This is a genomic window from Pelagerythrobacter aerophilus, assembly GCF_003581645.1.
Taxonomy (GTDB): Bacteria; Pseudomonadota; Alphaproteobacteria; order Sphingomonadales; family Sphingomonadaceae; genus Pelagerythrobacter; species Pelagerythrobacter aerophilus.
This window is the reverse complement of sequence record NZ_QXFK01000008.1, coordinates 57,572-83,735: the sequence shown is the minus strand read 5'-3', so window position 1 is coordinate 83,735 and position 26,164 is coordinate 57,572. Positions and strand designations below refer to the sequence as shown.

The following is a 26,164-nucleotide window of genomic DNA, read 5'->3' as shown; positions in this document are numbered from 1 at the left end:
CGACCGGGTGGCTCCGCGGCCGCCGCCTCCCCCTACGAAGCCGCAAGAATGCGGCTTCGCCCCAAGTCATCTGGTCTTGCTGTACTTGATCCGCTTGTCCGGCGCGGGCGTGCGGATCACGCGCCGTTTGGTCGAGACGGGCCGTTCGGCGCGCGGCTCGGCCTCGACCCATTCCTCCGTCACATATTCGCGCACGACCGCGCGCTGCGGCACGGCCATCAGGACGGGCATGTAGGTTACCGCCGGGGCGCAAGCGCAGCCGTGGCCGTAATAGCCGGGGTAGCCGTACCCGTAAGGAGCAGGGGGCGGATAGGCCGGCGCCGGTGCGTGCGCATAGCCGTGCGGATAGCGCTCGAGCATAGCCTCGCAGTAATCCTCCGCCCGGTCCCGATCGACGGCGGCGCCGATCGCGGTGCCGATGGCAAGGCCGGCCAAGCCGCCGACTCCCGCGCCGATCAGGGTGCCCGCAAGCCGCTCGCCGTCGGCAACGCGATTGCCGATCAGCCCGCCCGCGGCCGCGCCGAGCAGTCCCCCGGCGACACCGCCTTCCTCGCGGCCTTCGCCGGCGCGATAGCGCGCCCGGCAGTCCGCCAGCCACGCCTCGGCGTCGAAATGCGGCGGGGGCGCGGGCGGCGCAGGATAATAGGCAGCCGGCGGCGGCGGGACTTCGTGGTAGACCGGCCCACTGCGCTCGTATTCGTAGCGGTCGGCGTAGTCGTCATACGCAGGATCGTCGGAGTATTCCGGCTCGTGATAGACTTCCTGCGGCGGCGGAGACGGTTGTGCCGGCGCCGGAAGCGGCTGAACCACGGGCGCCTGCTCGTAAACGACTTCGCCAGGCGGCAGCGGATAGGCGTACTCGTACGGCATCTCGGGCTGCGCCATCGCCGGAGATGCGGCGCCGATCGCGCCCACTGCGGCGCCGAGCAGGGTCAGGTGACGGGCGGTCATGGTCGATCCCCTTCGTTAGGCCGAGTCGATTCCCGGCGTTAACGAAAAATCTACCATTGCAACCCGCAGAGGCACACGTGCCTGCGGGCGATGTCCCGAAACGGGGCGCCGGGGGGTCAGATCCGGTCGGAGAGGATCGCCGCGAGCGCTTCCAGACCGTCCGCGTCCTCCCGGTCGAAGCGCGCCGGCTCGGGACTGTCGAGATCGATCACCGCGATTACTGCCCCGTCGCGAAATACGGGCACGACCAGTTCGGAGCGGCTGGCTGCGTCGCAGGCAATATGGCCGGGGAAGGCGTGCACGTCCTCCACGAGCTGCGTCTCGCCCGTTCGCGCCGCTGCGCCGCACACGCCCTGGCCCAGCGGAATGCGGATACAGGCCGGCCGACCGGCGAACGGCCCGAGGACGAGCTCGTCCTCCACCATCCGGTAGAAGCCCGACCAGTTGAGGCGCGGAACGAACTCCCAGATCAGGGCGGCGACGTTGGCCATGTTGGCGATGCCGTCACGCTCGCCGGCAGTCAGCGCATCGGCGGCCGCGCAAAGCTGACGGTAAAGCTCGGGCTTGGGGAGCGCGGGGTCGGCAGCGAAATCGTACATGGCACGCCCTCTAGGGTCCGTACTTAACTGGAGCAAGGTCGTGACGGAGCGGATTTTGGTGCCAGGCTAGGAGCAAGGAGGGAGCGATGATGATTCATCGTGACCGACGCGCGACGCCGCATGGCGCCAAAATCCGCCCGCCGCGCAGCGGTTGCCCATGGAGGCTCGCCGAGCAGCGTCGCTTGCTTGCGCGTAGCGCTGCTACGCGCCTGCGCTGCGCTCCTTGTCGGCGGACCTCCATGGGCAATCACGATCCTTGCTCCAGTTAAGTACGGACCCTGGACCGCTGCGCCATTGCCGCAAAGGCCCGCAGCGCGTAATCCTTCCGCTCATGAGCACCAAGCGCAAGATCCTGATCTGGGTCCTTCTCCTGATCCTCGTCCTCATCTTCGCGGCCGCCTGGCTCGTCAGGGGCGACGAGGCCGAGCTCTCGGTGGCCGAGGTCACCGGTACGGATCCGACACTGGCGGAGCCCGACTCCCAGATGATTCCGACGGTTCGGATCGCCAAGCCGGTCGGCTGGGCGCCCGACCAGGCGCCGCAAGCGGCGGAAGGGCTGACCGTCACGCGCTTCGCCGAGGGGCTCGACCATCCGCGCGTCATCTACACGCTGCCCAACGGCGATGTCCTGGTGACCCTGACCCGGGCGCCCAAGAGCGACGACGACGAAGGCGGGTTTACCGACTGGGTCGCCGGCTTGCTGATGTCGCGTGCGGGGGCGACGGGCGAATCACCCGACACGCTCGTGCTATTGCGCGATGCAGACGGCAACGGCGATGCCGAGCAGCGGTTCGTGCTGACCGACGATCTCGAATCGCCGTCCGGCATCGCCTGGGCCGACGAGACGCTCTACGTCGCCAATCACGACGCGCTGCTTGCCTTTCCCTACGAACTCGGCGCGACGCAGATCACCGCCGAGCCGCGCAAGCTGATGGACCTGCCGGCTGCCGGCAACCACTGGATGCGCAACATCGCGCTCGATCCGGAAGGCGCCCACATCTACGTCGCGGTCGGATCGGCCTCCAACATCGCCGAGAAGGGCATCGAGCTGGAAGAAGGCCGGGCCGCGATCTGGGAGTACGATCTCGAGGACGACCGGCAGCGGATCTACGCAACCGGCCTGCGCAATCCCAACGGCCTCGACTGGAGCCCGTGGAGCGGCGAACTCTGGACCACGGTCAACGAGCGCGACATGCTCGGCTCGGACCTCGTGCCCGACTACCTCACCAACGTGCCGATCGGCGCGCAGTACGGCTGGCCCTGGGTCTACTGGAAGAACAATATCGACCGCCGGGTTGAGGCGCCGATGCCGGCGTTTCTCATCGAATATGCCCGGCGGCCCGAATATGCGCTCGGCCCGCACGTCGCGGCGCTCGGCCTGGTCTTCAGTGAAGAAGGCGCGCGCGTGGGTCCGCGTTTCGGTCAGGGCGCCTTCATCGCGCGCCACGGATCATGGAACCGCAAGCCACCTGCCGGGTACGACGTCGTCTACGTAGCCTTCGATGAGCGCGGCAACCCGCTCGGCAAGCCGATCCCGGTGCTGACCGGCTTCCTGACGGGCGAGGGCACGACGCGTGGCCGCCCCACCTGGGTCGAATGGGCCGGCGACGGCGCGCTGCTGGTGAGCGACGACACCGCGGGCATCATCTGGCGTGTGATTGCCCCCGGGGCTGAACCCCTGCCGGCGATCGAGCGCATCCAGGGCGCTTCGTTGCCGCCCCAGCGCGAACTGGGCGGCAGCACAGCCACGTTCGACGACGACTACGCGCGCGAAGACGTGATCCAGTAAAGCCTCAGATCGCGCGTCCGGCGCGTCCGGCAAGCTCGTTCACATAATGCCATGCCGTGCGGCCCGAGCGTGCGCCGCGCCGCCGCGCCCATTCGAGCGCATCGGGCTCGCTCCACTCGAGGCCGTATTCGCGGGCGTAACCTGCGATAATCGCCAGGTAATCGTCCTGCGTGCAGTTGTGGAAGCCGACCGAGAGTCCGAACCGGTCGGCCAGCGCGAGCGTATCGTCGACCGCATCGCGCGGGTTCAGCGGATCGTCCTGTTCGCGCGAATGGCGCGGCACGATTGCCCGGCGGTTGGAGGTGACCGCGAGGCGTACGTTCGTGGGCCGCGCTTCGACTCCGCCTTCGAGCCAACTGCGCAAGTGGCGCGGGCCGGCCGTATCCTCCTCGCCGAACCCGAGATCGTCGATATAGACGAGGAAATTGCGTCCCGCCTCGCGGAGCTGCGCGAACAGGCGCGGGAGTGAGGGCAGGGCGTCCGCCGCGACCTGCACCAGTGCCAGTCCGCCGGGCACTGCGGCTTGGGCTGCAACGACCGAAGCCCGCACCAGCGCCGATTTGCCCATGCCGCGTGCGCCCCACAGCAGCATGTCGTGCGCTGCGTGACCCCTGGCGATGCGCACGACGTTGGCCGCGACGGTGTCGCGCTGGGCGTCGATGCCCTGGAGCAGCGCGAGCGGCGGCGCATCGATCGCGCCGACGGGACGCGCCGCGTGCCCGTCCCATACATAGGCGGGCGCCGCGTTCCAGTCGGTCGCCGGCGCAGCTTCTCCCGCGAGCTTCTCCAGCGCATCGGCAATCCGCGCGAGAGGATCGCCTTGGTCGGACGAAGTCTCGCGCGTCATCCCGCGAGCTGCTCGCTGGTGAGCGTGTAGAGCGGCTCCGCGCCGGCCATGGCCGATGCCTTGAGACCGGCGGCCTCGGGCACGATCCGGTCGAGGAAGAAGCGCACGCTCGCGCGCTTGGCGGCGGCGGTGCCCGGCGCTTCGCCGCCTCCGATCGCGCGAAGCTGCCGCAGCAACTGCCACCCGGCGACCGCGACGGCCGACATCGTGCAGAACGGCACGCTGCCGGCAAGCCGGTCGTCCAGCGACGCAGTGTCGCGCATCCATTCGCCGATCGCGGCGCAATCGTTGGCGAGCGCGGCGAGGGACGGCTCATCGCCCGCCGCATCGCGCGCGATATCCGCCATCAATGCGGCGAACACCGCGCCGTTCTCGAGCCCCAGCTTGCGCGTCACCAGGTCGGCGGCCTGAATGCCGTTGGTGCCTTCGTAGATCGGGGCGATGCGCGCGTCGCGGTAATGCTGCGCCGCACCGGTCTCCTCGATGAAGCCCATGCCGCCGTGGATCTGTACGCCAAGGCTGGCGACTTCGATGCCCACGTCGGTCCCCCAGGCCTTGATCAGCGGCACGAGCACGTCGCCGCGCCGATCGGCCGCCTCGTCGCCCAGCGTGCCGCGGTCGACCTGGCCCGCGGTGTAGTAGAGGAGAGCCCGCGCGCCTTCGGTCAGCGCCTTCATCCGCAGCAGCATGCGGCGCACGTCGGGATGCTCGATGATCGCGACCGGCGTCTTGTCGGGCGATCCGGCGCGGGCCGACTGCACGCGCTCGGCAGCATAGGCGAGCGCGGCCTGGGTCGCGCGCTCGCCGATCTGTACGCCCTGGTTGCCGACGTTGATCCGCGCGTTGTTCATCATCGTGAACATCGCCATCAGCCCGCGGTTCTCCGCGCCGACGAGTTCGCCAATGCATTCGCCGTTGTCGCCGTAGCTCATCAAGCAGGTCGGCGAGGCATTGATGCCGAGCTTGTGCTCGAGGCTCACGCACCGCACGTCGTTCCGGGGGCCGGGCGATCCGTCGTCGTTGACGTGGTACTTCGGCACGAGGAACAGCGAGATGCCGCGGCTGCCCTCGGGCGCGTCGGGCAGGCGCGCGAGAACGAGATGGACGATGTTCTCCGCCAGCTCGTGCTCGCCGAACGTGATGAAGATCTTCTGCCCGGCGATGCGGTATTTGCCGGCGTGCTCGCCGTCTTCGATCGGGGTTGCCGTGGTGCGCAGCGCGCCGAGGTCGCTGCCCGCCTGCGGCTCGGTGAGGTTCATCGTGCCGGACCACTGGCCGCTGACCAGCTTGGGCAGATAGGCCGCCTTCTGCGCCTCGCTGCCGTGATGGTCGAGCGCCTCGATCGCGCCGACCGAGAGCATCGGCAGGAGGCTGAACGCCATGTTCGCGGTGCCGAGGTTCTCGAGCACGTTGCAGGCGAGCGTGAAGGGCAGGCCCTGGCCGCCGAACTCTGCCGGGCCGGCGATCGCGTTCCAGCCCTGCGCGACATAGTCGGCATAGCCCTGCGCGAACCCGTCCGGCAGGCGGACCACGCCGTTCTCCAGCTTCGCGCCTTCCAGGTCGCCCGCGCGGTTCAGCGGTGCCCATTCCCCGGCAGCGAAAGCGCCGATGCCTTCGACGATCGCCTCGACCATATCGGGCTCCGCCGCGGCGAAGCGTTCGGTCGCGGCGAGGTCGGCAATTCCCGCGTTGACGCGGATGGCGAGCAACTGATCCTGGGTGGCGGGCGAGTAGGTCACGTCGTGCGGTTCCCCTTGGCTTTGCGCCAAAGCGCATATAGCGCGCGGGAATGAGCGGCAAGAACGCGACCGAAACAGTTTCTGCAGATGCGAAAGGAATTGCTCGCGCGGCGAGAATTCTCGCCGCCGGCGGGCTGGTCGCGGTGCCGACCGAGACGGTCTATGGCCTCGCTGCCCGGGCCGACAGCGACGAGGCTGTGGCGCGGATTTACGATGCCAAGGGGCGGCCGAGCTTCAACCCGCTGATCGTGCACGTCCGCGATGCCGCGCAGGCCGCGCGGTATGCGCGGCTGGAGGGTGACGCCTCGCTGCTCGCCGAACGCGTGTGGCCAGGGCCGCTGACGCTGGTTCTGCCCCGGCGCGAGGATGCGGGTCTGGCCGCGGCGGTCACTGCCGGTCTGCCGACGGTCGCGCTGCGCGCGCCGGCGCATCCGGCCATGCGGGCACTGCTCGCCGCCTGCGATTTTCCGCTTGCGGCGCCCTCGGCCAACCGCAGCGGCTTCATCAGCCCCACACAGGCGGAACACGTCTCCGCCTCGCTCGACGGGCGGATCGACCTCATTCTCGATGCAGGGCCGTGCGAGGAGGGGGTCGAATCGACGATCCTCGCCATTCGTGACGGCGGGCGCTGGGACGAGCTTCGTCCTGGACCCGTGGATCTCGACGCGCTCCACCGCCTGTTGCTGGGAGCGCCGCGCGAAAGCGGCAGCGCGGGCGGTGCGATCGAGGCGCCCGGCCAGCTCGCGAGCCACTACGCGCCGGGCAAGCCGGTGCGCCTCAACGCCGCGACAGCCACGCCGGACGAGTTTCTGATCGGTTTCGGTGCCGTTGCGAGCCACTGCTCGCTCTCGCCATCCGGCGATCTCGCCGAGGCCGCCGCGCGCCTCTATGCCTGCCTCCACCAAGCGGCGCGATCGGACCTGCCGCGCATCGCGGTCGCGCCCGTGCCGGAAGCGGGGATCGGCGCCGCGATCAACGACCGGCTGCGGCGCGCCGCAGCCTGAGCCGGGCTAGCGCGGTTCGGGGGCGGCCGGAACGCTGGGCAGCAGGATCTGGATCTCGCCGTAGGTCCGTCGCGCGTCGTCGCAGGCGCGGCGGTCGCCGTCGCTGCAGTCGCGCATCTCGTCCGCATAACGGCGTTCGAGCCGGCCAAGTTGCGCCTCGCGCTGGCGTAGTTCGCGCCCGCGTTTCTCGTCCGCTTCGGATTGACTGGTGGTGGCGAGATCGACCGCCCCGCTGGCGACTCTGACCGGTGCCGTCACCGCGCCAACCGCGGCCTTTGCAAGACAGCCGCCGAGCATGAGCGCGCCGGGCAGAACGATGGAAGCCAAGACTATGCCGCGCATGGGAATTCCTCCTCTGCGCAGCATAGCCTGTAAAAAGCGTCGCGGCGATGAACGGGTGCGAATTTATTCCGCTTCGGCCGTTGCAGGCGCCGCATTGTCGCCCGCAGTGGCCGCTGCCGAGGAGCACTTGAGCGTGCCCGAACCCATCGAGCTGATCGTGCAGGAGGCCGAACCGGTCACCGATACGTCGCCCGAGCCCATGATCGACGCTTCCACCGTTCCGTCCGAGGCGAACGCCGCATCGCCCGATCCGGCGATCGTGATGTCGGCCTTGTCGACCTTGAGCCGTTCCATCTCGGCTTCGCCCGATCCGGCGATGTTGAGTTCGAGCGTCGTCGCCCGACCGGCCGCGCGATAGGTGCCCGATCCGGCGATGTTCACTTCGAGCACGTCGGCATCGACCTGCGCGGTATTCGCCGATCCGCTGCCGGCGATCGTCACTTCCGCATTTCCGTCGATCATGTCCGCCTCAACCGTGCCGGAACCTGCGACGACCAGCTTCTCCAGCCGGGGCAGGGTAACGCGCACCGTCGCGCGGCCGTCGGTGCTGCTCCAGTTCTCGTTCTCGCGCATGATGCCGAGCGTCTCGTCGTCGAGGGTGAAGCGCAGCGCGTCGACCGCTTCCCGGTCGCCGCTGACGTCGATGGCGAGGGTCTCGCCGCGGGTCACGATCACGCTGTCGGGCCCGGCTGCGACCACTTCGGTCGGGGTCTTGCCCGTGAGATCGAGCTCGGACAGCGGAACCCCGTCGGAGCCGTTGATGTTGATGCTTCCGTTGCAACCAGTGGCCATCATCAGCGCGATAACCGGGGCAACCCCCTTGAGAATCTTCTGCAGCATGTGAACCTTCCTCGTGCCGAAATGGACCCAGTCCGTGTTGCCGACATAATACAGCAGCATCGTGCGTGCAACCGCGATACGAAAAAGGCCGCCCGGTGGGGCGGCCTTTCGTCGGTCCGAGATGACCCTTGGTCGAAATCAGGCCTCTTCGGCGTTCTCGTAGTACTGCGGGGCGTGTTCGCGCAGGACATTGAGGATCTTCTCGAGCGCGGCGGGCTCATCGGTCTTCTCCATGGCCGCGAGTTCGCGCGCCAGTCGGCTCGAGGCCGCTTCGAAGATCTGCCGTTCGGAATAGGACTGTTCGGGCTGGTCATCGGGGCGGAACAGGTCACGGGTCACCTCGGCGATCGAGACCAGGTCGCCCGAGTTGATCTTCGCCTCGTACTCCTGCGCCCGGCGGCTCCACATCGTACGCTTGACCTTGGGCTTGCCCTTGAGCGTCTCCATCGCTTCCTTCAGCGTCTTGTCGCTCGACAGCTTGCGCATGCCGATCGCCTCGACCTTGTTGGTGGGAACGCGAAGCGTCATCCGCTCCTTCTCGAAGCGAAGCACGTAGAGCTCGAGCTGCATCCCGGCGATTTCTTCGTTCTGCAGCTCAATGACACGGCCGACGCCGTGCTTGGGATAGACGACGTAGTCGCCGACATCGAAGGCGGGAGCCTTGCTGGCCATGCAAAAGTCCTTTCTGCGGTCGGGCCCCGGGAGGCAGAAGTCAAATCGTCTTCGCGCCGCGCCGCACGGGGCACGGTCGAAAGGTCGATTGTCCTGTCGCGAGTGGTCCGGACCTTTCTGCTGTCACGCCTGCGACCGGTCACGACCGGTGCAGTTGTTGCATTATATAGCACAACAGCAACAAAATTGCGAGTCCGCAGTGTAGCCGCCCGAATCGGGTCGCCGGATGCCCCTTTCGGGCCGGCTCGTCAGTCGCCTTCGCCGGGCTCCGGGGTGAAGTACTTCTCGAACTTGCCTTCCTCGCCCTTGTGCTCGTCGGCGTCGGCGGGCGGCTCCTTCTGGCTCGTGATATTGGGCCATTCGGCGGAGTACTTGGTGTTGAGCTCGAGCCACTTCTCGAGATCGCTCTCGGTATCGGGCAGAATCGCCTCGGCCGGGCACTCGGGCTCGCACACGCCGCAGTCGATGCATTCGCTGGGGTTGATCACCAGCATGTTCTCGCCCTCGTAGAAACAGTCGACCGGGCAGACCTCGACGCAATCGGTGTACTTGCACTTGATGCAGGCGTCGGTGACGACATAGGTCATTGGGAAGCGCTTCCTTTGCGGGCCAGGCCCTGGTTCACGGTTTAGCCGCTGCTATGGCGGTTTGCCCCTCCGGGTCAAGCGCGCGATAGCAGGCCTGCGCTTCGGACGCGGGGCCGCGGCGGGCGGGCAGTTCCAGCAATTCGATCACGCGCACGGCCTTGCCGACCGGAAAAGTGAGCACGTCGCCCGGTGCGACCGGCTGGCTTGCACGAGTGACTCGCTGGCCGTTTCGCCGCACGTGCCCGGCCTCGACCAGCGCCTGTGCCCGCGCGCGCGTCTTCACGAAGCGCAAGTGGCACAGCAGCCGGTCGATCCGCATCACCGCACGAGGTCCGCCAGCGCCGCGAAGGCCCCGTTTGCGGGCGGTTTGCGGTCGGGCGGGCGCTTCGCCGGGGGGCGGCGCGACGGGCGCCATTCCCACAGATCGGGCGCCGGCGGGCCGAAAGCGCTTTCGGCGAGCTTGCGCGCGGGGAGGCGGCGGAAGCCCGCAGCGCCGAGCAGCCGGTGCCAGTTCTCGGGCGTCAGGCCGGTGGAGACGGCCAGCGCCTGATCGAGCACGAAGCGGCGCGTCTTCACCTCGCCGCGCGTCTGGTGCGCGGCGCGCAGGATCTTCTCTGCCATGTCGACGCGCACCGCCTGCCGGCCCGCCGGACGGTAGCCTGCGGGGAGCGCCTTTCCGCCGTCGATGACCGGCTGCATCGCTTCCTGCAGCGGCCGCCGGTCGTAGCCGAGCGCATGGAGCAGCGCGCGCGGCGCCGGCTTGAGCAGGGCAGGGGCGAAGACGTCGAGCGCGCCGAACGTGACGCCGAGCCGGCGCAGGAACGGCCGCATGTCCTTCGGCAAGTGTTCGATCCCCGCTTTCTCGCGGGCGACGAACCCATGTCCGCCGATCAGACCCAGCAGCAGCGCGCGGGCCTGCGACCCTGCCTCGGGGTTCCTGGCCGCTTCTTCCAGCTTGGCGAGCGGCTCGAGCGGCGCCAGCGCGGCGGCGAGCCAAGCGGCGAGCGCCTGGACCAGCCGCTCGCGCACGGCCTCGGGCAGGGCGTGGAGTTCGCGCGCGGGTACGATGCGCGGGTGCACCGCGTCGGGGCCCGGCTCCAGCCGTGCCAGCTCCTGCCCCTGCCAGCGGATCGCGCCCCGGTCGAGCGAGGCGCCTTCCATCTGCGAGGCGATCAGCGCCTCGGCACGGTCCGACAGGATGCGCGGCAGGGCCTTTTCTCCCGCAGCCAGCAGCATCTTGCGATCGCCATGGCTGGCCGTGTGATCGACCTTGAAGCGGAAACCCTCGACATGGCCGATCGGCTCGTCCTCCACCAGCAGTGCGCCGTCCTCCGCCAGCGTGACGGGCAGCAGCGCAGGATCGGTGCCCAGGCTCTTCATCAGGATCGTGGTCCTCCGGTTGACGAAACGTTCGGTCAGCCGTGCGTGTAGCGCATCCGACAGTCTTGCTTCCACTGCTCTTGCGCGCGCGGCCATCTCGTCGCGCGCCAGGACCCAGTCGGGCCGCTGGCAGATATAGGCCCAGCTGCGGATCGCCGCGATCCGGCCCTGCAGCGTGTCGATGTCGCCCTGCACGCGGTCCAGCTCCGCGATGCGCGCCGCGACATAGTCGGCGCCGAGGTGGCCTTGCGCCAGATCCTGCCACAGCCGCGCGACGAAGCGCGCGTGGACATCGGGGCCGAGCTGGCGAAAATCGGGCAGCGAGCAGGCTTCCCAGAACCGCCGCACCAGCCCTGCGCCCTTGACGCTATCGGCGATCGGCTCGTCCGCGAGCCGCTTGAGAACCGCGAGATCGATCGCCTCGGGCGCAGGCACGAGCTCGGGCTGGGCCGGCGAGGCCTCCAGATCGGCGATGAGCGTACGAAGGCTGTCGAAGCGCGGCTCGGCCTCGCGCCAGAACAGCTTGGTCAGGGGCGCGAAGCGATGCTCCTCGATCGCATAGACCTCTTCGTCGGTGAACTCGGGAACCGGCCCTTTGCCGGCGGCGAGCGTGCCGAATGTCCCGTCCTTCTGGTGGCGCCCGGCGCGCCCGGCGATCTGCGCCATTTCCGCCGGCGCCAGCCGCCGCTGGCGCACGCCGTCGAACTTGGTGAGCGAGGCGAAGGCGACGTGGGTGACGTCAAGGTTCAGCCCCATCCCGATCGCGTCGGTCGCGACGATGTAGTCGACCTCGCCCGACTGGAACATCGAGACCTGCTTGTTGCGGGTCTCCGGGCTGAGTGCGCCCATGACCACCGCCGCCCCGCCGCGGAAGCGCCGCAGCATCTCGGCGACGGCGTAGACCTGCTCCACCGAGAAGGCGACGATCGCGCTCCGCGGCGGCAGGCGCGAGAGCTTGCGCGCGCCGGCATGGGTCAGGGTAGAGAAGCGCGGCCGCTCGATAATCTCGGCGCGCGGGATCAGCGAGCGGACGACCGGCTCCAGCGTCGCCGCGCCGAGCAGCATGGTCTCCTCACGCCCACGGGCATGGAGCAGCCGATCGGTGAATACGTGTCCGCGCTCGCGGTCGGCGGAAAGCTGCGCTTCGTCGAGCGCGACGAACGCATGACCTCCGCCGTCGCGCGGCATCGCCTCGGCGGTGCAGCAGAAATAGCGCGCGCTTGCCGGCTCGATCCGTTCCTCGCCGGTGATCAGGGCGACCTGGCTCTCCCCCTTGATCGCGACCACCCGGTCGTAGACCTCGCGTGCGAGCAGGCGCAGGGGGAAACCGATCGCACCCGAGGAATGGGCGCACATCCGCTCGATCGCCAGATGGGTCTTGCCGGTGTTGGTGGGTCCGAGGACCGCCTTGATGGTACCATCGGTCACCCGGGGAATGTGGCATCGGGGAGGGCGCGCGGCAAGCCGCGCCAGTACCGTGGGGCCGAGTTCCCGCAGGCCGCCGCGCGAACGACTCGGTCCGCCGCAGGTTAAGGCGGTCTTTACTTTAATCGGGCAGGGATTGGGGCATAGAACACGCTCGGGTCGGGTCGCGAGGCCATGCATCGCGACCTGTGGAGGAGGCGCGGTGTACAAGCAGGGTTTGGGCGACGGTCACGTCTCCGCCGATTCGGGCGGCGACCTCTGGCGCCCGGCCGCGCTTTCGCACTCCCAGATCGTTGCCGATCCGCAGCCGCAGGTGATCCAGCGCGCGCGGCACCTCTCCGAGAAATTCGACGCCTGGCGCGCGGGCGTCTCCGGAACTTTCGAAAGCATGGATCTCGCGCCGGATCTGGCCGAGACGATCGGCAGCCGCCGCTGGTTCCGCGGGCTCGGCACCCTGATCGGCCTTTCCGCGCTAGCGCTGGCGATGTGGCCCGATTTTGCGCCGGTCGAGGCCGCACCGGTGATGCGGCTGGACAATCCGGCGCGCGACGAATTCCGCAGCCAGATGATCATGCCGCTCGCGCTCGGGTCCGACAGCGGGCGGCGCATGGGCGCGACGGCGCTGGTCGTGCCGCTCAAGTCCGCGCCCGAGCGTCCCCGGGTCGAACTGCTCGCCACGCTCGCGCGGGGCGACAGTTTCGAGCGCATGCTGCGCCGCGCCGGGGTCGGCACGACCGATGCGGAAAGAGTCGCCGACCTCGTCTCCGGTTCGGTCGCACTGGACGCGATCGAGCCCGGAACGCAGGTCGACATCACGCTCGGTCGCCGGCCGCAACCCGGGGCGGCGCGTCCGCTCGATGCGCTCGAATTCCGCGCCCGGTTCGATCTCGCGCTGGCCGTCACCCGTGACGATGCCGGGCATCTGTCGCTCACCCGCAAGCCGATCCGCGTCGACGAGACGCCGCTGCGCATCCGCGGCACCGTGGGCAGCAGCCTCTACCGCTCGATGCGCGCTGCGGGCGCTCCCGCGAGCGCGGTCCAGCAGTACCTGAAGGCGCTGAGCGATCAGGTCGATCTCGACCGGGCGGTGCGCTCGACCGATACCTTCGACATGATCGTGCAGTACCGCCGTGCCGCCACCGGTGAGCGTCAGGCCGGGCAACTGCTCTACGCCGGGATCGAGCGGGGTGGGGAGGCGAAGACCCAGCTTATGCGGTGGGGCGAGGAAGGCCGTTTTTACGAGGCATCGGGCGTGGGCGAACAGCGCAGCGGCCTCGTTGCGCCGGTGCCCGGGCGGATCTCGTCCAACTTCGGCATGCGCCGCCATCCGATCCTCGGCTACAAGCGCATGCACGCCGGCATGGACTTCCGCGCCAGCTACGGCACGCCGATCGTCGCGGTGACTGACGGCCGCGTCGCCAGCGCCGGGCGCGCCGGCGGCTGCGGCAAGGCGGTCAAGCTCAGCCACGGCGGCGGGCTCGCCACGCGCTATTGCCACATGAGCCGCGTCGCCGTGCGCAGCGGGCAGAGCGTGCGCCGCGGGCAGGTGATCGGCTACGTCGGGTCGACTGGCCTCTCGACCGGACCGCACCTGCACTACGAGATGTATCGCGGAGGCCGCGCGGTGAACCCGGCCTCGGTCGAATTTGTCACCCGGGCGCAGCTTTCGGGTGCCGAGCTGCGCCGTTTCCGTGCCGCGCTGGCCAGTCTCAAGACCGTCGAGGCCGGCACTGCGCTGGAGGACCTCTCCCCTACCGCGACCGAAGCCGCCGCCGCCGAGCCGGTGCGCGAGATCGACAAGCTCGAGACGCCCAAGCGCGTCGGGTGACTGCTGCTGCCGATTGAACCCGGCGCGGCTTTGCGGCAACAGGCGGGCATGACCGCCTCCTACCCCAACCTGCGGCTGCGCCGCGCCCGCGCGAGCGCATGGAGCCGCGCGCTGTATCGTGAGAACGTGCTGACGCCGGCCGACCTGATCTGGCCCCTGTTCGTCACCGATGGCAAAGAGGTGGAGGAACCGGTCGCGAGCCTGCCCGGCGTGTCGCGCTGGTCGGTCGACGGGATCGCCGCCCGCGCGAAAGAGGCCGTCCGGCTCGGCATCCCGTGCCTGGCGCTGTTCCCCAACACCCAGCCCGGCCGCCGCTCGGACGACGGGGCCGAGGCGCTCAACCCCGACAATCTGATGTGCCGGGCGATCAAGGCGATCAAGGACGCCTGCGGCAGCGACATCGGCGTCCTGACCGACGTGGCGCTTGATCCCTATACCAGCCACGGCCAGGACGGGCTGATCGACGAGGCGGGTTATGTCGTGAACGACGACACGGTCGCCGTTCTTGTGGACCAGGCGCTCAACCAGGCCGAGGCGGGGGCCGACGTCATTGCACCGTCGGACATGATGGACGGGCGCGTGAAGGCGATCCGCATGGCGCTCGAGATGGGCGGCCACCACAACGTCCAGATCATGAGCTACGCTGCGAAATATGCGAGCGCCTTCTACGGACCGTTCCGCGATGCCGTGGGGTCGGGCGGGCTGCTCAAGGGAGACAAGAGGTCCTACCAGATGGACCCGGCCAACGGAGAGGAAGCGCTGCGCGAAGTGGCGCTCGATCTCGCCGAGGGGGCGGACAGCGTGATGGTTAAGCCGGGGCTTCCCTACCTCGACATCGTGCGCCGGGTGAAGGAGCGGTTCGAAGTGCCCGTCTTCGCCTACCAGGTGAGCGGCGAGTACGCGATGATCGAGGCCGCGGCGGCGGCCGGCGCGGGGGATCGCGACGCGCTCGTGCTCGAGACGCTCACCGCCTTCAAGCGCGCCGGATGCAGCGGCGTGCTGACCTATCACGCGGCGCACGCCGCCCGGCTGCTGGGGGCATAGACATGGCTGAATTCCGGCACGAGACCGAACGGCTCGTCCTGCGCGATTGGCGCGAGGAGGACTGGGCTGAGTTCTTCCGCCACACCAACACGCCCGCGGTCATGCGCTGGCTCGGCGGTCAGCTCGACGAGGCGGGCATGGCGGCGCAGCGCGAGCGGGTCGAAGGGAGCGCCCGGCGCAACGGGTTCTGCTTCTGGGTGGTCGAACGCAAGGCCGACGGGGCGCTGCTCGGCTTCTGCGGGCTGAAACGGGCCGATGCTCCGGGTTCGACCGTCACCGGCGCGGTCGAGATCGGCTGGCGCCTGCGCGAGGACGCCTGGGGGCAGGGCTATGCCAGGGAAGCCGCGACCGCCGCGCTCGATCTCGCCTTCGGCCACTTCGGCGCCGAGGAGGTCGTCGCGCTCACAGTCGAGGGCAACGCCGGAAGCTGGGGCCTGATGCGCCGCCTCGGCATGCGCCGGCGCGAGGAGCTCGACTACCCGGACGAGCGCTACGATCCGCCTTGGCGCGACACGATCGTCTATTCGATAGACCGCGCGGCATGGGAAAGCCGCGATGGCTGACATCGTCGCCGAGACCGAGCGGCTGGTCCTGCGCACGATCGAGGAGGGCGACGCCGCGCTCCAGCATCGCCTGCTCAATACGCCCACGGTCATGGCCCGGCTCGGCGGCGTCAAGGAACTGCACGAGATCGAAGCGAAGCATGCCAAGGGCATGGCGCTCTACGCGCAGGAAGGCTTCAGCTTCCTGTTCATGATCGAGAAGGCGACCGGCGAGATGGTCGGCCATTGCGGGATCAAGCGGGTCGACAACCCGCTGGCGAAAAATCAGGGCGATCACGAGGTGGGCTGGCTGGTACGCGAGGACCGCTGGCGGCGCGGCTATGCGGAGGAAGCGATGCATGCCGTGCTCGACTGGGCTTTCGGCCGGGTCGGCGCGCCGCATGTCGTCGCACTGACCAGCGAGGCGAACGTCGGAAGCTGGAAGCTGATGGAAAAGCTCGGCATGGTCCGCCGCGGCGACCTCGACTTCGACGATCCCGCCTATCCGCCGGAGGATCGGCGGACGATCCTCTACAGTCTCACCGCCGAGCAATGGCAGGAGCACAAGGCATGAGCGCAAACCGCCCCGGAGTCCGGATCATCCCGATCCACGGCCGCAGCCCGAAGATTCACGACAGCGCCTTCGTCGCACCCGGCTGCGTGCTGATCGGGGAGGTCGAGATCGGCGCGGACAGCTCGGTCTGGTACAACTGCGTGCTGCGTGCCGACGTCAGCCGCATCGTCATCGGGCAGCGCACCAACGTGCAGGACGGGAGCGTGCTCCACTGCGACCCCGAGCGTCCTGGCGATCCCGAAGGCTCGCCGCTGATCATCGGCGACGACGCGCTGATCGGGCACATGGCGATGGTCCACGGCTGCACGATCGAGGATCGCGGCTTCGTCGGCCTCGGCGCGATCGCGATGAACAAGGCGGTGATCGGCACCGACGCCATGCTCGCGGCGGGCGCCATGCTGACCGAGGGCAAGGTCATGGCCGCCCGCGAGCTCTGGGGCGGACGGCCGGCGCGCAAGATGCGCGACCTCGACGATGCCGCGATTGCCGGGATGCGCGCAGGCGTCGCGCACTATGTCGAGAACGGGAAGGCGCACGCGGCGGCGCTCGATGGCGCGCCCGAAGGCTGATTTCCCCGCGGCGCAGGCGATCCGCGCCCTTGCCGATAGCGAAGGCCGGCTGGCGCTGCGGGTCACGCCGGGCGCGCGGAGCGAAAGCGTGGCGATCGAGAACGGCCGCCTGCTGATGAAAGTGCGCGCGAAACCCACCGACGGCGCGGCCAACGCCGCGGTGCTGACGCTGCTCGGCAAGGCTCTGGGGATCGGCAGTTCGCGGCTGCAACTGTTGCGCGGCGCAACTTCGCGGGAAAAGCTGATCCAGCTCCCGGATGTGCAAGAACCCTAGGCCCGAGCGCGTTCGATCCGGCGGGCCGCGATGCACAGACCCGCCGCCCACACCAGCGGTATCCACGGCGCAAGGGCAGGCAAGCCGATCGTCACGTGCGCGCCCAGCACGGCCCCGGCCGCCAGGCTCGCCCAGAGCAGGAGATGCGCCAGGCCGCCAGGTGCTTGCCTACCCGTCAATCGTGCTGCCAGGCCCTGGCCGAAGCGCACGAGCGCGCCCGTCATATATGTCACGCCGACCGCGACCTCGCCTTCGCGCCGGAAGGCGTTGTTGATCGCGCCCATCGCGAGCGCCGACATGCCGACGAACAGGGCGATCGCTCCCAGCGCGTGTGCGGCCGCGCCCGTGCCGATCAGCAATGTCGAGAGCATCAGAACCGCCGATTTCGGTCTCTCGCTGCGATTCGCCACCACCGCGCCGGCCGTTACGCCGCTCACGAAGCACAGGATCAGGAGAATCGGCACGAGCGCCGCTTCGGGCCGCGTCGCCGCCTCCACTCCAAACCTGGTGGTGTTCCCCGACATAAACGACACGAAATAGCCGCCTGCTGCGAGAAAGCCCGCCGCGTCCACGAACCCGGCCAGTCCCGCTATGCCGTAGGCAAGCGAGCGGCGCGGAAGGTCGTAGCGATGCATGGTCTGCCGGCCTTGCCGCCGGATGGGCGCGATTTCAATCCCGCACCAGCGCGCGCAGAGCATCGATGCGGTCCGCCTCGTGCGCGGGCTTGTCCCAGCGGATGCGGTGGATGCGGGGGAAGCGCATGGCGAGGCCGGACTTGTGGCGTTTGCTCGCGTGGACCGAGTCGAAGGCGACTTCGAACACCAGGCTCCTGTCGGTCTCGCGCACGGGGCCGAAGCGGTTGACGGTATGTGTGCGGACGTAGCGGTCGATCTTGCGCAGCTCTTCGTCGGTGAAGCCGAAGTAGGCCTTGCCCACCGGCAGCAGATCGGCGCCCGCGTCGGGATCGCCGTCCCAGCAGCCGAAGGTATAGTCCGAATAGAAGCTGGAGCGTTTGCCGCTGCCGCGCTGGGCATACATCAGCACGCAGTCGACCAGCAGGGGATCGCGCTTCCACTTGTACCACAGCCCCGTCTTGCGACCGGCGACATAGGGGCTGTCCCGGCGTTTGAGCATCAGCCCCTCGATCGCGTCGTCGCGAGCCCCGGCACGTATCTCGGTGAGATGGTCGAAGTGCTCGGCGTCGACCACGGGGCTGAGATCGAAACGATTCTCAGGCAGCCGCGGCATCAGCGCCTCGAGGTGGGCCCGGCGCCGCGTCCACGGCAAGTCGCGCAGATCGTCGTCTTCGAGGATCATGACGTCATAAAGGCGGATGAAGGCGGAGAACTCCGCGAGCATCGCCTTGGACACGGTCTTGCGTCCGAGCCGCTGCTGCAGCGCATTGAAGCTCGCTGCGCCCCCTTTCTCGCCGCCCTGGTGGACGCCGCGTACGAGCAATTCGCCGTCGAGCACTGCGTCGATCGGAAGAGCATCGAGGAATTCGGGGAAGGTGCCGGAAATGTCGTCGCCCGAGCGCGAGTAGAGGCGCGTTTCTCCCTTCTCACCGCCGACGCGCACGAGCTGGACGCGAATACCATCCCACTTCCATTCGGCCACGTAGTCCTCGAGGTCGACAATGGTGTCGTCCAGCGGGTGGGCGAGCATGAACGGGCGGAACAGCGGCAGGCTGCCGGTATCGGGCGGCGGCGCCCCCTCGGCGGCCCAGGCGAACAGCGCAAGGTAGGGTGGGGTGAGCCCGTGCCAGTACTCCTCGACGTCCTCCACGCCGACGCCGAATGCCTGGGCGAACGCGATCTTGGCGAGCCGCGCCGAGATTCCGATGCGCATCGCCCCGGTGGCGAGCTTCAGCAGCGCGAACCGGCCCGAGGCGTCGAGGCGGTCGAGCAAGGCCGGCAGTTCGGAGAGGACGCTCCTGCGAGTCATCGCGGTGAGCGCCTCGACCGCTTCCGAGACGCTCGGCGGATCGGGCGGCGCTTCGCCGGCCGGCCACAGCAGGCTCGCGGTCTCGGCCGTATCGCCCACGAAATCACGGCTCAGGGTCCAGAGGACGGGATCGACCCGCTCGTGCATCAGGTTGCGGATCGTGCTCGCCTTGACCGCGGGAAAGTCGAGCCCGCCCGTCAGCGCAGCGAGCGCCCATCCGCGGTCGGGATCGGGCGTCGCCTGCAGGTAGTTGGCGATCAACTCCAGCTTCTCGTTGCGACTGCGCGTATAGACCAGCGCATCGATCAGGGCGGCGAACTCCTCCATTAACGCGGCCGCCCCTTAGTCATCCTCGTCCTCGTACCCGATCAACGCCAGCGCACGGGCGCGGCGTTGGTGGAGCTGATGCCAGCGCAGCAGCGCCTCTTCGCGGCCGTGGGTGATCCAGGTCTCGTGCGGATCGACCTCTTCGACCGTACGCGTCAGTTCGCCCCAGTCGGCGTGGTCAGAGATGACCAGCGGCAGCTCGACGTTGCGCTGGCGGGCGCGCTGCCGCACGCGCATCCAGCCTGACGCCATGGCGGTGATCGGATCGGGCAGGCGGCGGCTCCAGCGGTCGTTGAGCGCGGACGGCGGGCAGACGACGACCTGTCCGCGCATGTCCTCCTTCGTCGCGTCGCTCACCAGGCGCAACTCGCCCAGGTCGACGCCCCATTCCTCGTAGAGCCGGCACATCCGCTCCAGCGCGCCGTGGAGGTAGATCGGCCGATCATGCCCGGCACGGCGCAGCTCCGCGATCACCCGCTGCGCCTTGCCCAGCGCATAGGCGCCGACCAGCACGCAGCGCTCCGGATGCGCGGCGAGGCGATCGAGCAGCTTGCCGATCTCGGTCTCGATAGGGGGATGGCAGAACACCGGCAGGCCGAAGGTCGCCTCGGTGATGAAGACGTCGCACGGCGTCACTTCGAACGGCGGACAGGTCGGATCGGGGCAGCGCTTGTAGTCGCCGGTTACGATCACGCGCTCGCCCGCATGCTCGAGCAGGATCTGCGCGCTTCCGAGCACATGCCCGGCCGGAAGGAACGTCGCGCCCACGCCGCCCGGCAAGCGGATCGTCTCGCCATAGCCCACCGGCACGGCGCCATCGGAAGTCGCGTAGCGCAACTTCATGATCGCGAGCGTCTCGGGCGTGGCGACCGTCCGCCCATGCCCACCGCGCGCATGATCCGCATGCCCGTGCGTCACCAGCGCATGATCCGCCGGCTCGGAGGGATCGATCCAGCAATCGGCGGGAACGACATGGATGCCATGCGGCTCGGGCCGGATCCATGCGAAGTCGTGCGCCATGCCCGTCAGAATGACGCGTAACGCCAGGCGGTTCCAGAGGATGGTTCGGGCGAAGGCGCGGGGAGGCTCCGCCGGTCACCTTGACCCGCCACCGACGAAGCGCGGGAATCAGCGAGCGGCGAAGAGTCTTCGCTACTCGGCAGGGCTACTCTTCGCCGCTGTCCACGCCTTCGCTGGCGTCGGCTTCGGGCTCGGCTTTTTTCGCGGCCGCCTTCTTCGCCTTGCGCTTCGGCTTGGCCTTGGGCGGAGCAGGCGTGAGTTCGAAGGCGGGCTTGCCGTCCTTCACGCTCACATGGACCTCGCCGCCGTCGGCGAGCTTGCCGAACAGCAGTTCCTCGGCCAGCGGCTGCTTGATCCTTTCCTGGATCAGGCGGCCCATCGGCCGGGCGCCGTAGAGTCTGTCGTAGCCCTTGTCGGCCAGCCAGCCGCGCGCATCCTTGTCGAACTGGATGTGCACATTCTGCTCGGCGAGCTGGAGCTCGAGCTGCAGGATGAACTTGTCGACCACGCGTGCGACGGTCGCCTTGCCGAGGTAGGCAAAGGGCACGATCGCATCGAGGCGGTTGCGGAATTCCGGCGTGAACATGCGCTTCACCGCTTCTTCGCCTGCATCTTCCTTGCTGACGTTGCCGAAGCCGATCCCCTGGCTTGCCATGTCCGCCGCACCGGCGTTGGTCGTCATGATCAGGACGACGTTACGGAAGTCGACCGTCTTGCCGTGGTGGTCGGTCAGGCGGCCATTATCCATCACCTGCAGCAGGATGTTGAACAGGTCGGGGTGCGCCTTCTCGATCTCGTCCAGCAGCAGCACGCAGTGCGGGTTCTGGTCGACCGCATCGGTCAGCAGGCCGCCCTGATCGTAGCCGACATAGCCCGGAGGGGCGCCGATCAGGCGGCTGACCGAATGGCGCTCCATGTATTCGGACATGTCGAAGCGCTTGAGCTCGATGCCCATGATGCTGGCGAGCTGGCGCGCGACCTCGGTCTTGCCGACGCCGGTCGGGCCCGTGAACAGGAAGCTGCCGATCGGCTTGTCCGGGTCGCGCAGCCCTGCGCGGCTGAGCTTCATCGCGGTCGAAAGGCGCTGGATCGCCTGATCCTGCCCGAAAACGACATGCTTCAGATCGCGTTCGAGGTTCTCGAGCGCCTTCTTGTCGTCGCTCGACACGGTCTTGGGCGGGATGCGCGCCATCGTCGCGATCACCGCCTCGATCTCGCGCGCGGTGATCTTCTTCTTCCGGCGGCTCGGCGGCACGAGCATCTGCATCGCGCCGACCTCGTCGATCACGTCGATCGCCTTGTCGGGCAGCTTGCGGTCGTTGATGTACCGCGCCGAAAGCTCGACCGCAGTCTTGAGCGCGTCGGGCGTGTACTTGACGTTGTGATGATCCTCGAACGCGGTCCTGAGGCCGCGCAGGATCTTTACCGTATCCTCGATCGTCGGTTCGTTGACGTCGATCTTCTGGAACCGGCGCAGCAGTGCGCGGTCCTTCTCGAAGTGATTGCGGAATTCCTTGTAGGTGGTCGAACCAATGCAGCGGATCGCACCGCTCGACAGCGCGGGCTTCAGGAGATTCGAGGCGTCCATCGCCCCGCCGCTGGTCGCGCCGGCGCCGATCACGGTGTGGATCTCGTCGATGAACAGAACCGCGTCGGGCATGCCTTCAAGCTCGCTCACGACCTGCTTCAGCCGTTCCTCGAAGTCGCCGCGATAACGCGTGCCGGCCAGCAGCGCGCCCATGTCGAGCGAATAGATCACCGCGTCCTTGAGCACTTCGGGCACTTCGCCTTCGACGATCTTGCGCGCGAGGCCTTCGGCGATCGCCGTCTTGCCGACGCCCGGATCGCCCACGTAGAGCGGGTTGTTCTTGCTCCGACGGCAGAGGATCTGGATCGTCCGGTCGACCTCGGGCCCGCGGCCGATCAGGGGATCGACCTTGCCCGCCTCTGCCTTGGCGTTGAGGTTGACGGTGAACTGATCGAGCGCCGTTTCCTTCTTGTTGTCGGCCTTCTCTTCCGCCTTGCCGGTCTCGTCGGCGCCTTGCGGCGCGCGGCTTTCGAGCTGCTTGCCGCCCTTGCCGATGCCGTGGCTGATGAAGCTTACCGCATCGAGCCGGCTCATGTCCTGCTGCTGCAGGAAGTAGACCGCGTAGCTGTCGCGTTCGGAGAACAGGGCGACGAGCACGTTGGCGCCGGTCACGGTGTCCTTACCGCTCGACTGCACGTGCAGGATCGCGCGCTGGATGACCCGCTGGAAGCCGGCGGTCGGCTGGGGATCGCCGTCATCCTCGGTCTTGAGCGACTGGTATTCCTGATCGAGATACTGGCGCACCGCCTCGCCCAGTTCGTCGAGGTCGACGCCGCACGCGTTCATCACTTGTGCCGCGTCCTCGTCCTCGACCAGCGCGAGCAGCAAGTGCTCGAGCGTGGCGTATTCGTGCCGCCGCTCGCTCGCGCTGGCGAGCGCGGCGTGGAGGGTCTTCTCGAGGTTCTGGGCGAAACTAGGCATCTAACGGACTTTCGTGGCGAAAAGCGGGATTTCCCTACGGTGGGAATGTAACCGGGTGTTGTTAACCAGGCCTATATGGGTGCGGTGCCCTAGATTGAGAACCGCGTGGCTCACGAACCCTGCTTTCGGAACAGTGCGTCGGCCGCATGACGATGCGCCGCGGCACTGAGCCGGTGCTTCTCGACCCGCGCGATCTCGGTTTCGAGCAAGGCGATTCGTTCGGCCAGCTCGTCCTGGGAATAGGGCGAAAGGTCTTCGGCGGCGAGCTTGCTCGCGGCGTCACCCCGAGGGCGCGGACGATCGTCCTCATCCATCGCCTGCAGTGTCGCAAGGCGGCGCGCTTGCTGTCAATGGGGCAGCGCGTTAGGTGCGCATGCGTGATGGCACTGCCACAGGGGGGAAGGCGAATGACGGCGCACCTGCCACGCGAGATGACCGCGATCGGATACGACGCGCCCGGTGGGCCCGAGGTGCTGCGGCCGGAGACGGTCCCGGTGCCGGAGCCGGGAGAGGGCGAGGTGCTGATTCGCGTCGCCTATGCCGGGGTCAACCGGCCCGACGTGATCCAGCGCCAGGGCCACTATCCGCCCCCGCCCGGCGCCTCGCCGATACCGGGCCTCGAGATTTCCGGCACGATCGCCGCAGTCGGCCCGGGCGTGCCGGAAGACTACATCGGCGACACGGTCTGCGCGCTCGTTTCGGGCGGGGGCTATGCCGAGTATTGCCTCGCGCATATCGGCCATTGCCTGCCGGTGCCGGAGAGCATGCCGCTGGCCGAAGCCGCGGCGATCCCGGAGACGCTGTTCACCGTCTGGCACAACGTGTTCGAGCGGGGCTGGGCGCGCGAGGGGGAGACGCTGCTCGTCCACGGCGGCACCAGCGGGATCGGCACGATGGCGACGATGCTCGGCAAGGCATTCGGGCTGACCGTGATCGTGACCTGCGGCGACGAGGCCAAGTGTACCGCCGCGCGGGAGTTGGGAGCGGACCTCGCGATCAACTACCGCGAGCAGGACTTCGTCGAGGAAGTGAAAGCCTTCACCGGCGGCAAGGGCGTCGAACTGGTGCTCGACATGGTGTCGGGCGACTACGTGCCGCGCAATCTCAAATGCCTGGCGGAAGACGGCCGGCACGTGACCATCGCAGTGCTCGGCGGTCCCAAGGCTGAACTGAACATGGCCGTGGTTATGAGCCGCCGCCTCACGCTCACCGGCTCGACGCTGCGCCCGCGGTCGGACGTGTTCAAAACGCTGCTCGCGGGCGAGATCGAGAAGAACGCCTGGCCGCTGTTCGAGGAGGGCAAGCTGCGCCCCGTGATGGACCGCGCCTTTCCTCTCGCCGAAGCCGCCGCCGCCCACGCCCGGATGGAAGCAGGCGACCACATCGGCAAGATCGTGCTGGAAGTTGTTGACGGCTGAAGCTTGTCGCAGATCAGGGGCGGTCGGCGTCGCCGCTCACTCATGAGCAGGTGCGCGACCACCTGACTGGCGGAAGCCGCTCTATACGGTGTGGACGTTCGGACGGAGATCGATCGCTGCCGTTAGCTGGGTGCTAGCGCCTGACGGCACCGCGCCAAGGCACGCTCCATGTGATATTTCACCGTCTTGTTGCTGACGCCGAGGTGCTGCGCGATTTGCTTGTAGGTTAGATGTCGCAACCGATGGAGCAGGAATATGTGCCGGGTCCTGCGCGGCATGGCGCGTAGTGCTCGCCAATAGGCACGCCGTACATCCGCGGCCTCGATCCGCCATGCCTGTTCGGGCCGGACTGAGGCATCGCGTTCCTCATCGAACGGATGGATTATTGCCGGTCGCCGCATCTTGCGGCGCGTCCGCTCGATCAAGAGATTGCGCGCAGTTCGGGTCAGATAGGCCCCAGGAAATTCAACCCGCTCGAATGCGCCGCTGCGAAGCACCCGCGTGAAAGCCTCCTGCGCCAGATCGGGCGCAGCATCTGGGCCAGCTCTCTTTCGGAAGTAGCGAAGCATCCGCTTATGCTCGGCACGATAGAATGCGTCGAACGCGGCGCTGGAGTTGGGCGCGGTCATGGCCGTGCCCTCCGCTCGCGCACGTTGAGCGGAGCATCACGCGAAGCGTGGTAGAGGGTGATCCCGGCTTCGATCCGGTCGAGAACGAAGGTGTCGCGCTCGGCCTCGGCGATGCGGATGTCGGCTTCAGAGTAGATTGCGAGGCCGACTGCACAGCGGTTGCCCAGCTCGCGCTCGATGATGGTCTGCGCGCGCTGCCAGCAGCGCTCGTCGGTAAGCAGCGGATGGTTGACGACGATCCACAGCTCGTAGTCGGAGAAGTGGATTGTTTGCTGGTCTTCAAACCAGGATCGCCGCGCATAGGGGCCGATCAGGATGATCTGCTGGATCTCGCCTGGCTCAGGCGCCTGCACCTGCGCCGGCTCGAAGCAGGCGCGCAGGATGCGGGTGATCCGCTCGATCTCCTGCTGCTTGCGGCGGACGAGATGGGCAACGCGCGCCATCACGACCTCGCGCGCGTAGACGTCGCTTGGAGTGGGAATAAGCATGGAAAGCTCGCACACAGGCGGTCCGCGCATGGATGCGCGGATGTGCAAGCGGTGTCCGCTGTGTGCCGCGGTGCGGCCTTACAGCAACCGTCCGACCGTAGCGGCCGGACCTACTTGATGCCTGGCAAGGACTATCCTCGAGATGGCCGCCAGTGTTCCATCTCGTGGTGAGGATTATGCCAGAATCGGTGAATCCCGGCAAGCTGGCCGGTGCTTGCTGGTCCGGGCCGCGCTATTCGCGCACGGCGGTTTCGATACGGTTACGCTTAGGTCAGGGCGCTCGTACGTTGATCCAGTGGCGCCGACACTGGCAGAACAAGCCCGAAGAACTTCAGCACCAGACCGGCAGAAAGTCTAAGGCGGATTAGTCGGGATCGTCGGTGGTCGGCCGAATGCGCTGCGCCTCAACCTGGCTTTGCAAAACGCGCGCGCGCATTTCCAGCTCACGATACTCGGCATCGGAAATGCCGTCGCGACCATAGCGATCTGCAAGCACACCGATCTGTCTGTTTTCGCGGCGTAGTGCGCGTGCCTCGCGTTTGGACAAGTCCCCGCTTTCCCGTCCCCGATCGATGCGTTCGCGTGTCTCACGAAGCTCGCGCCCGATCGCCGGGTTTGTTGAAGGATCGGCTATTCCGGACAAGCGCCCGCTATCCGGCGGTGTTCGAGGGGCAATCTGGGCTTGGGCAGCGAATGGCACGATCAAAAGTGCCGCCGTAACTACGATCGCTTTCATACCATCCTCCATCGTGAAGGGATATCCGACCCCGTGCGGAAAGCTCTGCCAACCTCAATGAACGATTGCTGACGCCAGCCCCCTGAA

Annotated in this window: 27 protein-coding genes; 9 read left to right on the top strand and 18 right to left on the bottom strand. The window is 68.0% G+C overall.

What is annotated here, in order from left to right; translation table 11 throughout:
• Positions 1-66: 66 nt before the first annotated feature.
• Together D2V04_RS01860 and D2V04_RS01855 are read right to left on the bottom strand one after the other, a co-directional pair.
• Complete coding sequence (locus D2V04_RS01860) at positions 67-951, bottom strand: hypothetical protein (RefSeq protein ID WP_119511660.1); 885 nt, start codon at positions 949-951, stop codon at positions 67-69.
• 116 nt (positions 952-1,067) lie between these two features.
• A complete protein-coding gene (locus D2V04_RS01855; protein ID WP_119511659.1) occupies positions 1,068-1,550 on the bottom strand; it encodes a GAF domain-containing protein in 483 nt (160 codons plus the stop codon).
• A gap of 331 nt (positions 1,551-1,881) precedes the next feature.
• Between D2V04_RS01855 and D2V04_RS01850 the strand changes: the two genes are divergently transcribed.
• Complete coding sequence (locus tag D2V04_RS01850; protein WP_119511658.1) at positions 1,882-3,339, top strand: PQQ-dependent sugar dehydrogenase; 1,458 nt, start codon at positions 1,882-1,884, stop codon at positions 3,337-3,339.
• A gap of 4 nt (positions 3,340-3,343) precedes the next feature.
• Here the strand turns inward: D2V04_RS01850 and D2V04_RS01845 are convergent, their stop codons facing one another.
• Positions 3,344-4,186 (bottom strand): DUF815 domain-containing protein, encoded by an 843-nt coding sequence (locus D2V04_RS01845; protein ID WP_119511657.1) that lies wholly within the window; start codon positions 4,184-4,186, stop codon positions 3,344-3,346.
• Positions 4,183-5,925 (bottom strand): acyl-CoA dehydrogenase, encoded by a 1,743-nt coding sequence (locus D2V04_RS01840; protein WP_119511656.1) that lies wholly within the window; start codon positions 5,923-5,925, stop codon positions 4,183-4,185. Before D2V04_RS01840 ends, D2V04_RS01845 begins: the two co-directional genes overlap by 4 nt.
• A 50-nt stretch (positions 5,926-5,975) precedes the next feature.
• Between D2V04_RS01840 and D2V04_RS01835 the strand changes: the two genes are divergently transcribed.
• Positions 5,976-6,929 (top strand): L-threonylcarbamoyladenylate synthase, encoded by a 954-nt coding sequence (locus D2V04_RS01835; protein ID WP_119511655.1) that lies wholly within the window; start codon positions 5,976-5,978, stop codon positions 6,927-6,929.
• A 6-nt stretch (positions 6,930-6,935) separates the two neighbouring features.
• Here the strand turns inward: D2V04_RS01835 and D2V04_RS01830 are convergent, their stop codons facing one another.
• The 6 genes from D2V04_RS01830 to D2V04_RS01805 all read right to left on the bottom strand — a co-directional run bounded on the left by D2V04_RS01830 (position 6,936) and on the right by D2V04_RS01805 (position 12,106).
• Entirely contained in the window at positions 6,936-7,271 is a 336-nt protein-coding gene (locus tag D2V04_RS01830; protein WP_119511654.1) for a hypothetical protein, read from the bottom strand.
• A gap of 63 nt (positions 7,272-7,334) precedes the next feature.
• Positions 7,335-8,171 carry a head GIN domain-containing protein gene (locus tag D2V04_RS01825; protein WP_228766198.1) on the bottom strand — a complete coding sequence of 279 codons (837 nt, stop codon included), beginning with the start codon at positions 8,169-8,171 and terminating at the stop codon, positions 7,335-7,337.
• A gap of 78 nt (positions 8,172-8,249) precedes the next feature.
• The gene (locus D2V04_RS01820; protein WP_119511653.1) at positions 8,250-8,783 is read right to left on the bottom strand and encodes a CarD family transcriptional regulator; all 534 of its coding nucleotides are present in this window, start codon (positions 8,781-8,783) and stop codon (positions 8,250-8,252) included.
• Between the two features lie 248 nt (positions 8,784-9,031).
• Positions 9,032-9,370: a ferredoxin FdxA gene (gene fdxA / locus D2V04_RS01815; RefSeq protein WP_119511652.1), complete on the bottom strand. Its 339-nt coding sequence runs from the start codon at positions 9,368-9,370 to the stop codon at positions 9,032-9,034.
• Between the two features lie 34 nt (positions 9,371-9,404).
• Entirely contained in the window at positions 9,405-9,689 is a 285-nt protein-coding gene (locus D2V04_RS01810; RefSeq protein ID WP_119511651.1) for an RNA-binding S4 domain-containing protein, read from the bottom strand.
• The gene (locus D2V04_RS01805) at positions 9,689-12,106 is read right to left on the bottom strand and encodes a helicase-related protein (RefSeq protein WP_119511716.1); all 2,418 of its coding nucleotides are present in this window, start codon (positions 12,104-12,106) and stop codon (positions 9,689-9,691) included. The genes D2V04_RS01810 and D2V04_RS01805 overlap by 1 nt, the downstream gene beginning before the upstream one ends.
• Before the next feature lie 271 nt (positions 12,107-12,377).
• Here D2V04_RS01805 and D2V04_RS01800 point away from each other — a divergent pair, with 271 nt between their 5' ends.
• From D2V04_RS01800 to D2V04_RS01775, 6 genes are read left to right on the top strand one after another with little or no spacing between them, the layout of a single operon-like run.
• A complete protein-coding gene (locus D2V04_RS01800; protein WP_228766196.1) occupies positions 12,378-14,003 on the top strand; it encodes a M23 family metallopeptidase in 1,626 nt (541 codons plus the stop codon).
• Between the two features lie 48 nt (positions 14,004-14,051).
• Positions 14,052-15,047, top strand: coding sequence for a porphobilinogen synthase (gene hemB, locus D2V04_RS01795; protein WP_119511649.1), 996 nt, complete (start codon positions 14,052-14,054; stop codon positions 15,045-15,047).
• 2 nt (positions 15,048-15,049) lie between these two features.
• Positions 15,050-15,610, top strand: coding sequence for a GNAT family N-acetyltransferase (locus D2V04_RS01790; RefSeq protein ID WP_119511648.1), 561 nt, complete (start codon positions 15,050-15,052; stop codon positions 15,608-15,610).
• Positions 15,603-16,163 carry a GNAT family N-acetyltransferase gene (locus tag D2V04_RS01785; RefSeq protein WP_119511647.1) on the top strand — a complete coding sequence of 187 codons (561 nt, stop codon included), beginning with the start codon at positions 15,603-15,605 and terminating at the stop codon, positions 16,161-16,163. Before D2V04_RS01790 ends, D2V04_RS01785 begins: the two co-directional genes overlap by 8 nt.
• On the top strand, positions 16,160-16,732 hold the full coding sequence (locus D2V04_RS01780; protein WP_119511646.1) for a gamma carbonic anhydrase family protein: 573 nt from the start codon (positions 16,160-16,162) through the stop codon (positions 16,730-16,732). The genes D2V04_RS01785 and D2V04_RS01780 overlap by 4 nt, the downstream gene beginning before the upstream one ends.
• Positions 16,713-17,006 carry a DUF167 domain-containing protein gene (locus D2V04_RS01775; RefSeq protein ID WP_119511645.1) on the top strand — a complete coding sequence of 98 codons (294 nt, stop codon included), beginning with the start codon at positions 16,713-16,715 and terminating at the stop codon, positions 17,004-17,006. Before D2V04_RS01780 ends, D2V04_RS01775 begins: the two co-directional genes overlap by 20 nt.
• On the opposite strand, the gene D2V04_RS01770 is transcribed toward D2V04_RS01775, so the two are convergent.
• From D2V04_RS01770 to D2V04_RS01750, 5 genes are all read right to left on the bottom strand, one after another.
• Positions 17,003-17,641, bottom strand: coding sequence for a YoaK family protein (locus D2V04_RS01770; RefSeq protein ID WP_119511715.1), 639 nt, complete (start codon positions 17,639-17,641; stop codon positions 17,003-17,005). The genes D2V04_RS01775 and D2V04_RS01770 overlap by 4 nt on opposite strands.
• A 34-nt stretch (positions 17,642-17,675) precedes the next feature.
• Positions 17,676-19,277: a cisplatin damage response ATP-dependent DNA ligase gene (locus D2V04_RS01765; RefSeq protein ID WP_119511644.1), complete on the bottom strand. Its 1,602-nt coding sequence runs from the start codon at positions 19,275-19,277 to the stop codon at positions 17,676-17,678.
• A 15-nt stretch (positions 19,278-19,292) separates the two neighbouring features.
• A complete protein-coding gene (locus D2V04_RS01760; protein ID WP_119511643.1) occupies positions 19,293-20,297 on the bottom strand; it encodes a ligase-associated DNA damage response exonuclease in 1,005 nt (334 codons plus the stop codon).
• Between the two features lie 145 nt (positions 20,298-20,442).
• Positions 20,443-22,806 carry an ATP-dependent Clp protease ATP-binding subunit ClpA gene (gene clpA, locus D2V04_RS01755; RefSeq protein WP_119511642.1) on the bottom strand — a complete coding sequence of 788 codons (2,364 nt, stop codon included), beginning with the start codon at positions 22,804-22,806 and terminating at the stop codon, positions 20,443-20,445.
• A gap of 110 nt (positions 22,807-22,916) precedes the next feature.
• Positions 22,917-23,120: a DUF1192 domain-containing protein gene (locus D2V04_RS01750; RefSeq protein WP_119511641.1), complete on the bottom strand. Its 204-nt coding sequence runs from the start codon at positions 23,118-23,120 to the stop codon at positions 22,917-22,919.
• Positions 23,121-23,213: 93 nt separating this feature from the next.
• Between D2V04_RS01750 and D2V04_RS01745 the strand changes: the two genes are divergently transcribed.
• On the top strand, positions 23,214-24,224 hold the full coding sequence (locus D2V04_RS01745; protein WP_119511640.1) for an NAD(P)H-quinone oxidoreductase: 1,011 nt from the start codon (positions 23,214-23,216) through the stop codon (positions 24,222-24,224).
• 122 nt (positions 24,225-24,346) lie between these two features.
• On the opposite strand, the gene D2V04_RS01740 is transcribed toward D2V04_RS01745, so the two are convergent.
• From D2V04_RS01740 to D2V04_RS01730, 3 genes are all read right to left on the bottom strand, one after another.
• Complete coding sequence (locus D2V04_RS01740) at positions 24,347-24,853, bottom strand: RNA polymerase sigma factor (protein WP_119511639.1); 507 nt, start codon at positions 24,851-24,853, stop codon at positions 24,347-24,349.
• Positions 24,850-25,371, bottom strand: a complete 522-nt coding sequence (locus D2V04_RS01735; RefSeq protein ID WP_228766195.1) for a hypothetical protein — start codon at positions 25,369-25,371, stop codon at positions 24,850-24,852. The genes D2V04_RS01740 and D2V04_RS01735 overlap by 4 nt, the downstream gene beginning before the upstream one ends.
• Positions 25,372-25,705: 334 nt before the next feature.
• Positions 25,706-26,077 carry a hypothetical protein gene (locus tag D2V04_RS01730; protein ID WP_147391749.1) on the bottom strand — a complete coding sequence of 124 codons (372 nt, stop codon included), beginning with the start codon at positions 26,075-26,077 and terminating at the stop codon, positions 25,706-25,708.
• Positions 26,078-26,164: the final 87 nt, after the last annotated feature.

What these genes read in the sequence shown, in the direction of transcription:
- D2V04_RS01850 (WP_119511658.1), top strand. Translation starts at nt 1,882, where the DNA reads ATGAGCACCAAGCGCAAGATCCTGATCTGGGTCCTTCTCCTGATCCTC.
- D2V04_RS01810 (WP_119511651.1), bottom strand. Translation starts at nt 9,689, where the DNA reads ATGCGGATCGACCGGCTGCTGTGCCACTTGCGCTTCGTGAAGACGCGC.
- D2V04_RS01740 (WP_119511639.1), bottom strand. Translation starts at nt 24,853, where the DNA reads ATGACCGCGCCCAACTCCAGCGCCGCGTTCGACGCATTCTATCGTGCC.
- D2V04_RS01820 (WP_119511653.1), bottom strand. Translation starts at nt 8,783, where the DNA reads ATGGCCAGCAAGGCTCCCGCCTTCGATGTCGGCGACTACGTCGTCTAT.
- D2V04_RS01735 (WP_228766195.1), bottom strand. Translation starts at nt 25,371, where the DNA reads ATGCGCGGACCGCCTGTGTGCGAGCTTTCCATGCTTATTCCCACTCCA.
- D2V04_RS01745 (WP_119511640.1), top strand. Translation starts at nt 23,214, where the DNA reads ATGACGGCGCACCTGCCACGCGAGATGACCGCGATCGGATACGACGCG.
- D2V04_RS01830 (WP_119511654.1), bottom strand. Translation starts at nt 7,271, where the DNA reads ATGCGCGGCATAGTCTTGGCTTCCATCGTTCTGCCCGGCGCGCTCATG.
- hemB (WP_119511649.1), top strand. Translation starts at nt 14,052, where the DNA reads ATGACCGCCTCCTACCCCAACCTGCGGCTGCGCCGCGCCCGCGCGAGC.
- clpA (WP_119511642.1), bottom strand. Translation starts at nt 22,806, where the DNA reads ATGCCTAGTTTCGCCCAGAACCTCGAGAAGACCCTCCACGCCGCGCTC.
- D2V04_RS01835 (WP_119511655.1), top strand. Translation starts at nt 5,976, where the DNA reads ATGAGCGGCAAGAACGCGACCGAAACAGTTTCTGCAGATGCGAAAGGA.
- D2V04_RS01845 (WP_119511657.1), bottom strand. Translation starts at nt 4,186, where the DNA reads ATGACGCGCGAGACTTCGTCCGACCAAGGCGATCCTCTCGCGCGGATT.
- D2V04_RS01760 (WP_119511643.1), bottom strand. Translation starts at nt 20,297, where the DNA reads ATGGCGCACGACTTCGCATGGATCCGGCCCGAGCCGCATGGCATCCAT.
- D2V04_RS01860 (WP_119511660.1), bottom strand. Translation starts at nt 951, where the DNA reads ATGACCGCCCGTCACCTGACCCTGCTCGGCGCCGCAGTGGGCGCGATC.
- D2V04_RS01750 (WP_119511641.1), bottom strand. Translation starts at nt 23,120, where the DNA reads ATGGATGAGGACGATCGTCCGCGCCCTCGGGGTGACGCCGCGAGCAAG.
- D2V04_RS01775 (WP_119511645.1), top strand. Translation starts at nt 16,713, where the DNA reads ATGGCGCGCCCGAAGGCTGATTTCCCCGCGGCGCAGGCGATCCGCGCC.
- D2V04_RS01785 (WP_119511647.1), top strand. Translation starts at nt 15,603, where the DNA reads ATGGCTGACATCGTCGCCGAGACCGAGCGGCTGGTCCTGCGCACGATC.
- fdxA (WP_119511652.1), bottom strand. Translation starts at nt 9,370, where the DNA reads ATGACCTATGTCGTCACCGACGCCTGCATCAAGTGCAAGTACACCGAT.
- D2V04_RS01730 (WP_147391749.1), bottom strand. Translation starts at nt 26,077, where the DNA reads ATGAAAGCGATCGTAGTTACGGCGGCACTTTTGATCGTGCCATTCGCT.
- D2V04_RS01780 (WP_119511646.1), top strand. Translation starts at nt 16,160, where the DNA reads ATGAGCGCAAACCGCCCCGGAGTCCGGATCATCCCGATCCACGGCCGC.
- D2V04_RS01770 (WP_119511715.1), bottom strand. Translation starts at nt 17,641, where the DNA reads ATGCATCGCTACGACCTTCCGCGCCGCTCGCTTGCCTACGGCATAGCG.
- D2V04_RS01825 (WP_228766198.1), bottom strand. Translation starts at nt 8,171, where the DNA reads ATGCTGCTGTATTATGTCGGCAACACGGACTGGGTCCATTTCGGCACG.
- D2V04_RS01765 (WP_119511644.1), bottom strand. Translation starts at nt 19,277, where the DNA reads ATGGAGGAGTTCGCCGCCCTGATCGATGCGCTGGTCTATACGCGCAGT.
- D2V04_RS01790 (WP_119511648.1), top strand. Translation starts at nt 15,050, where the DNA reads ATGGCTGAATTCCGGCACGAGACCGAACGGCTCGTCCTGCGCGATTGG.
- D2V04_RS01805 (WP_119511716.1), bottom strand. Translation starts at nt 12,106, where the DNA reads ATGTGCGCCCATTCCTCGGGTGCGATCGGTTTCCCCCTGCGCCTGCTC.
- D2V04_RS01855 (WP_119511659.1), bottom strand. Translation starts at nt 1,550, where the DNA reads ATGTACGATTTCGCTGCCGACCCCGCGCTCCCCAAGCCCGAGCTTTAC.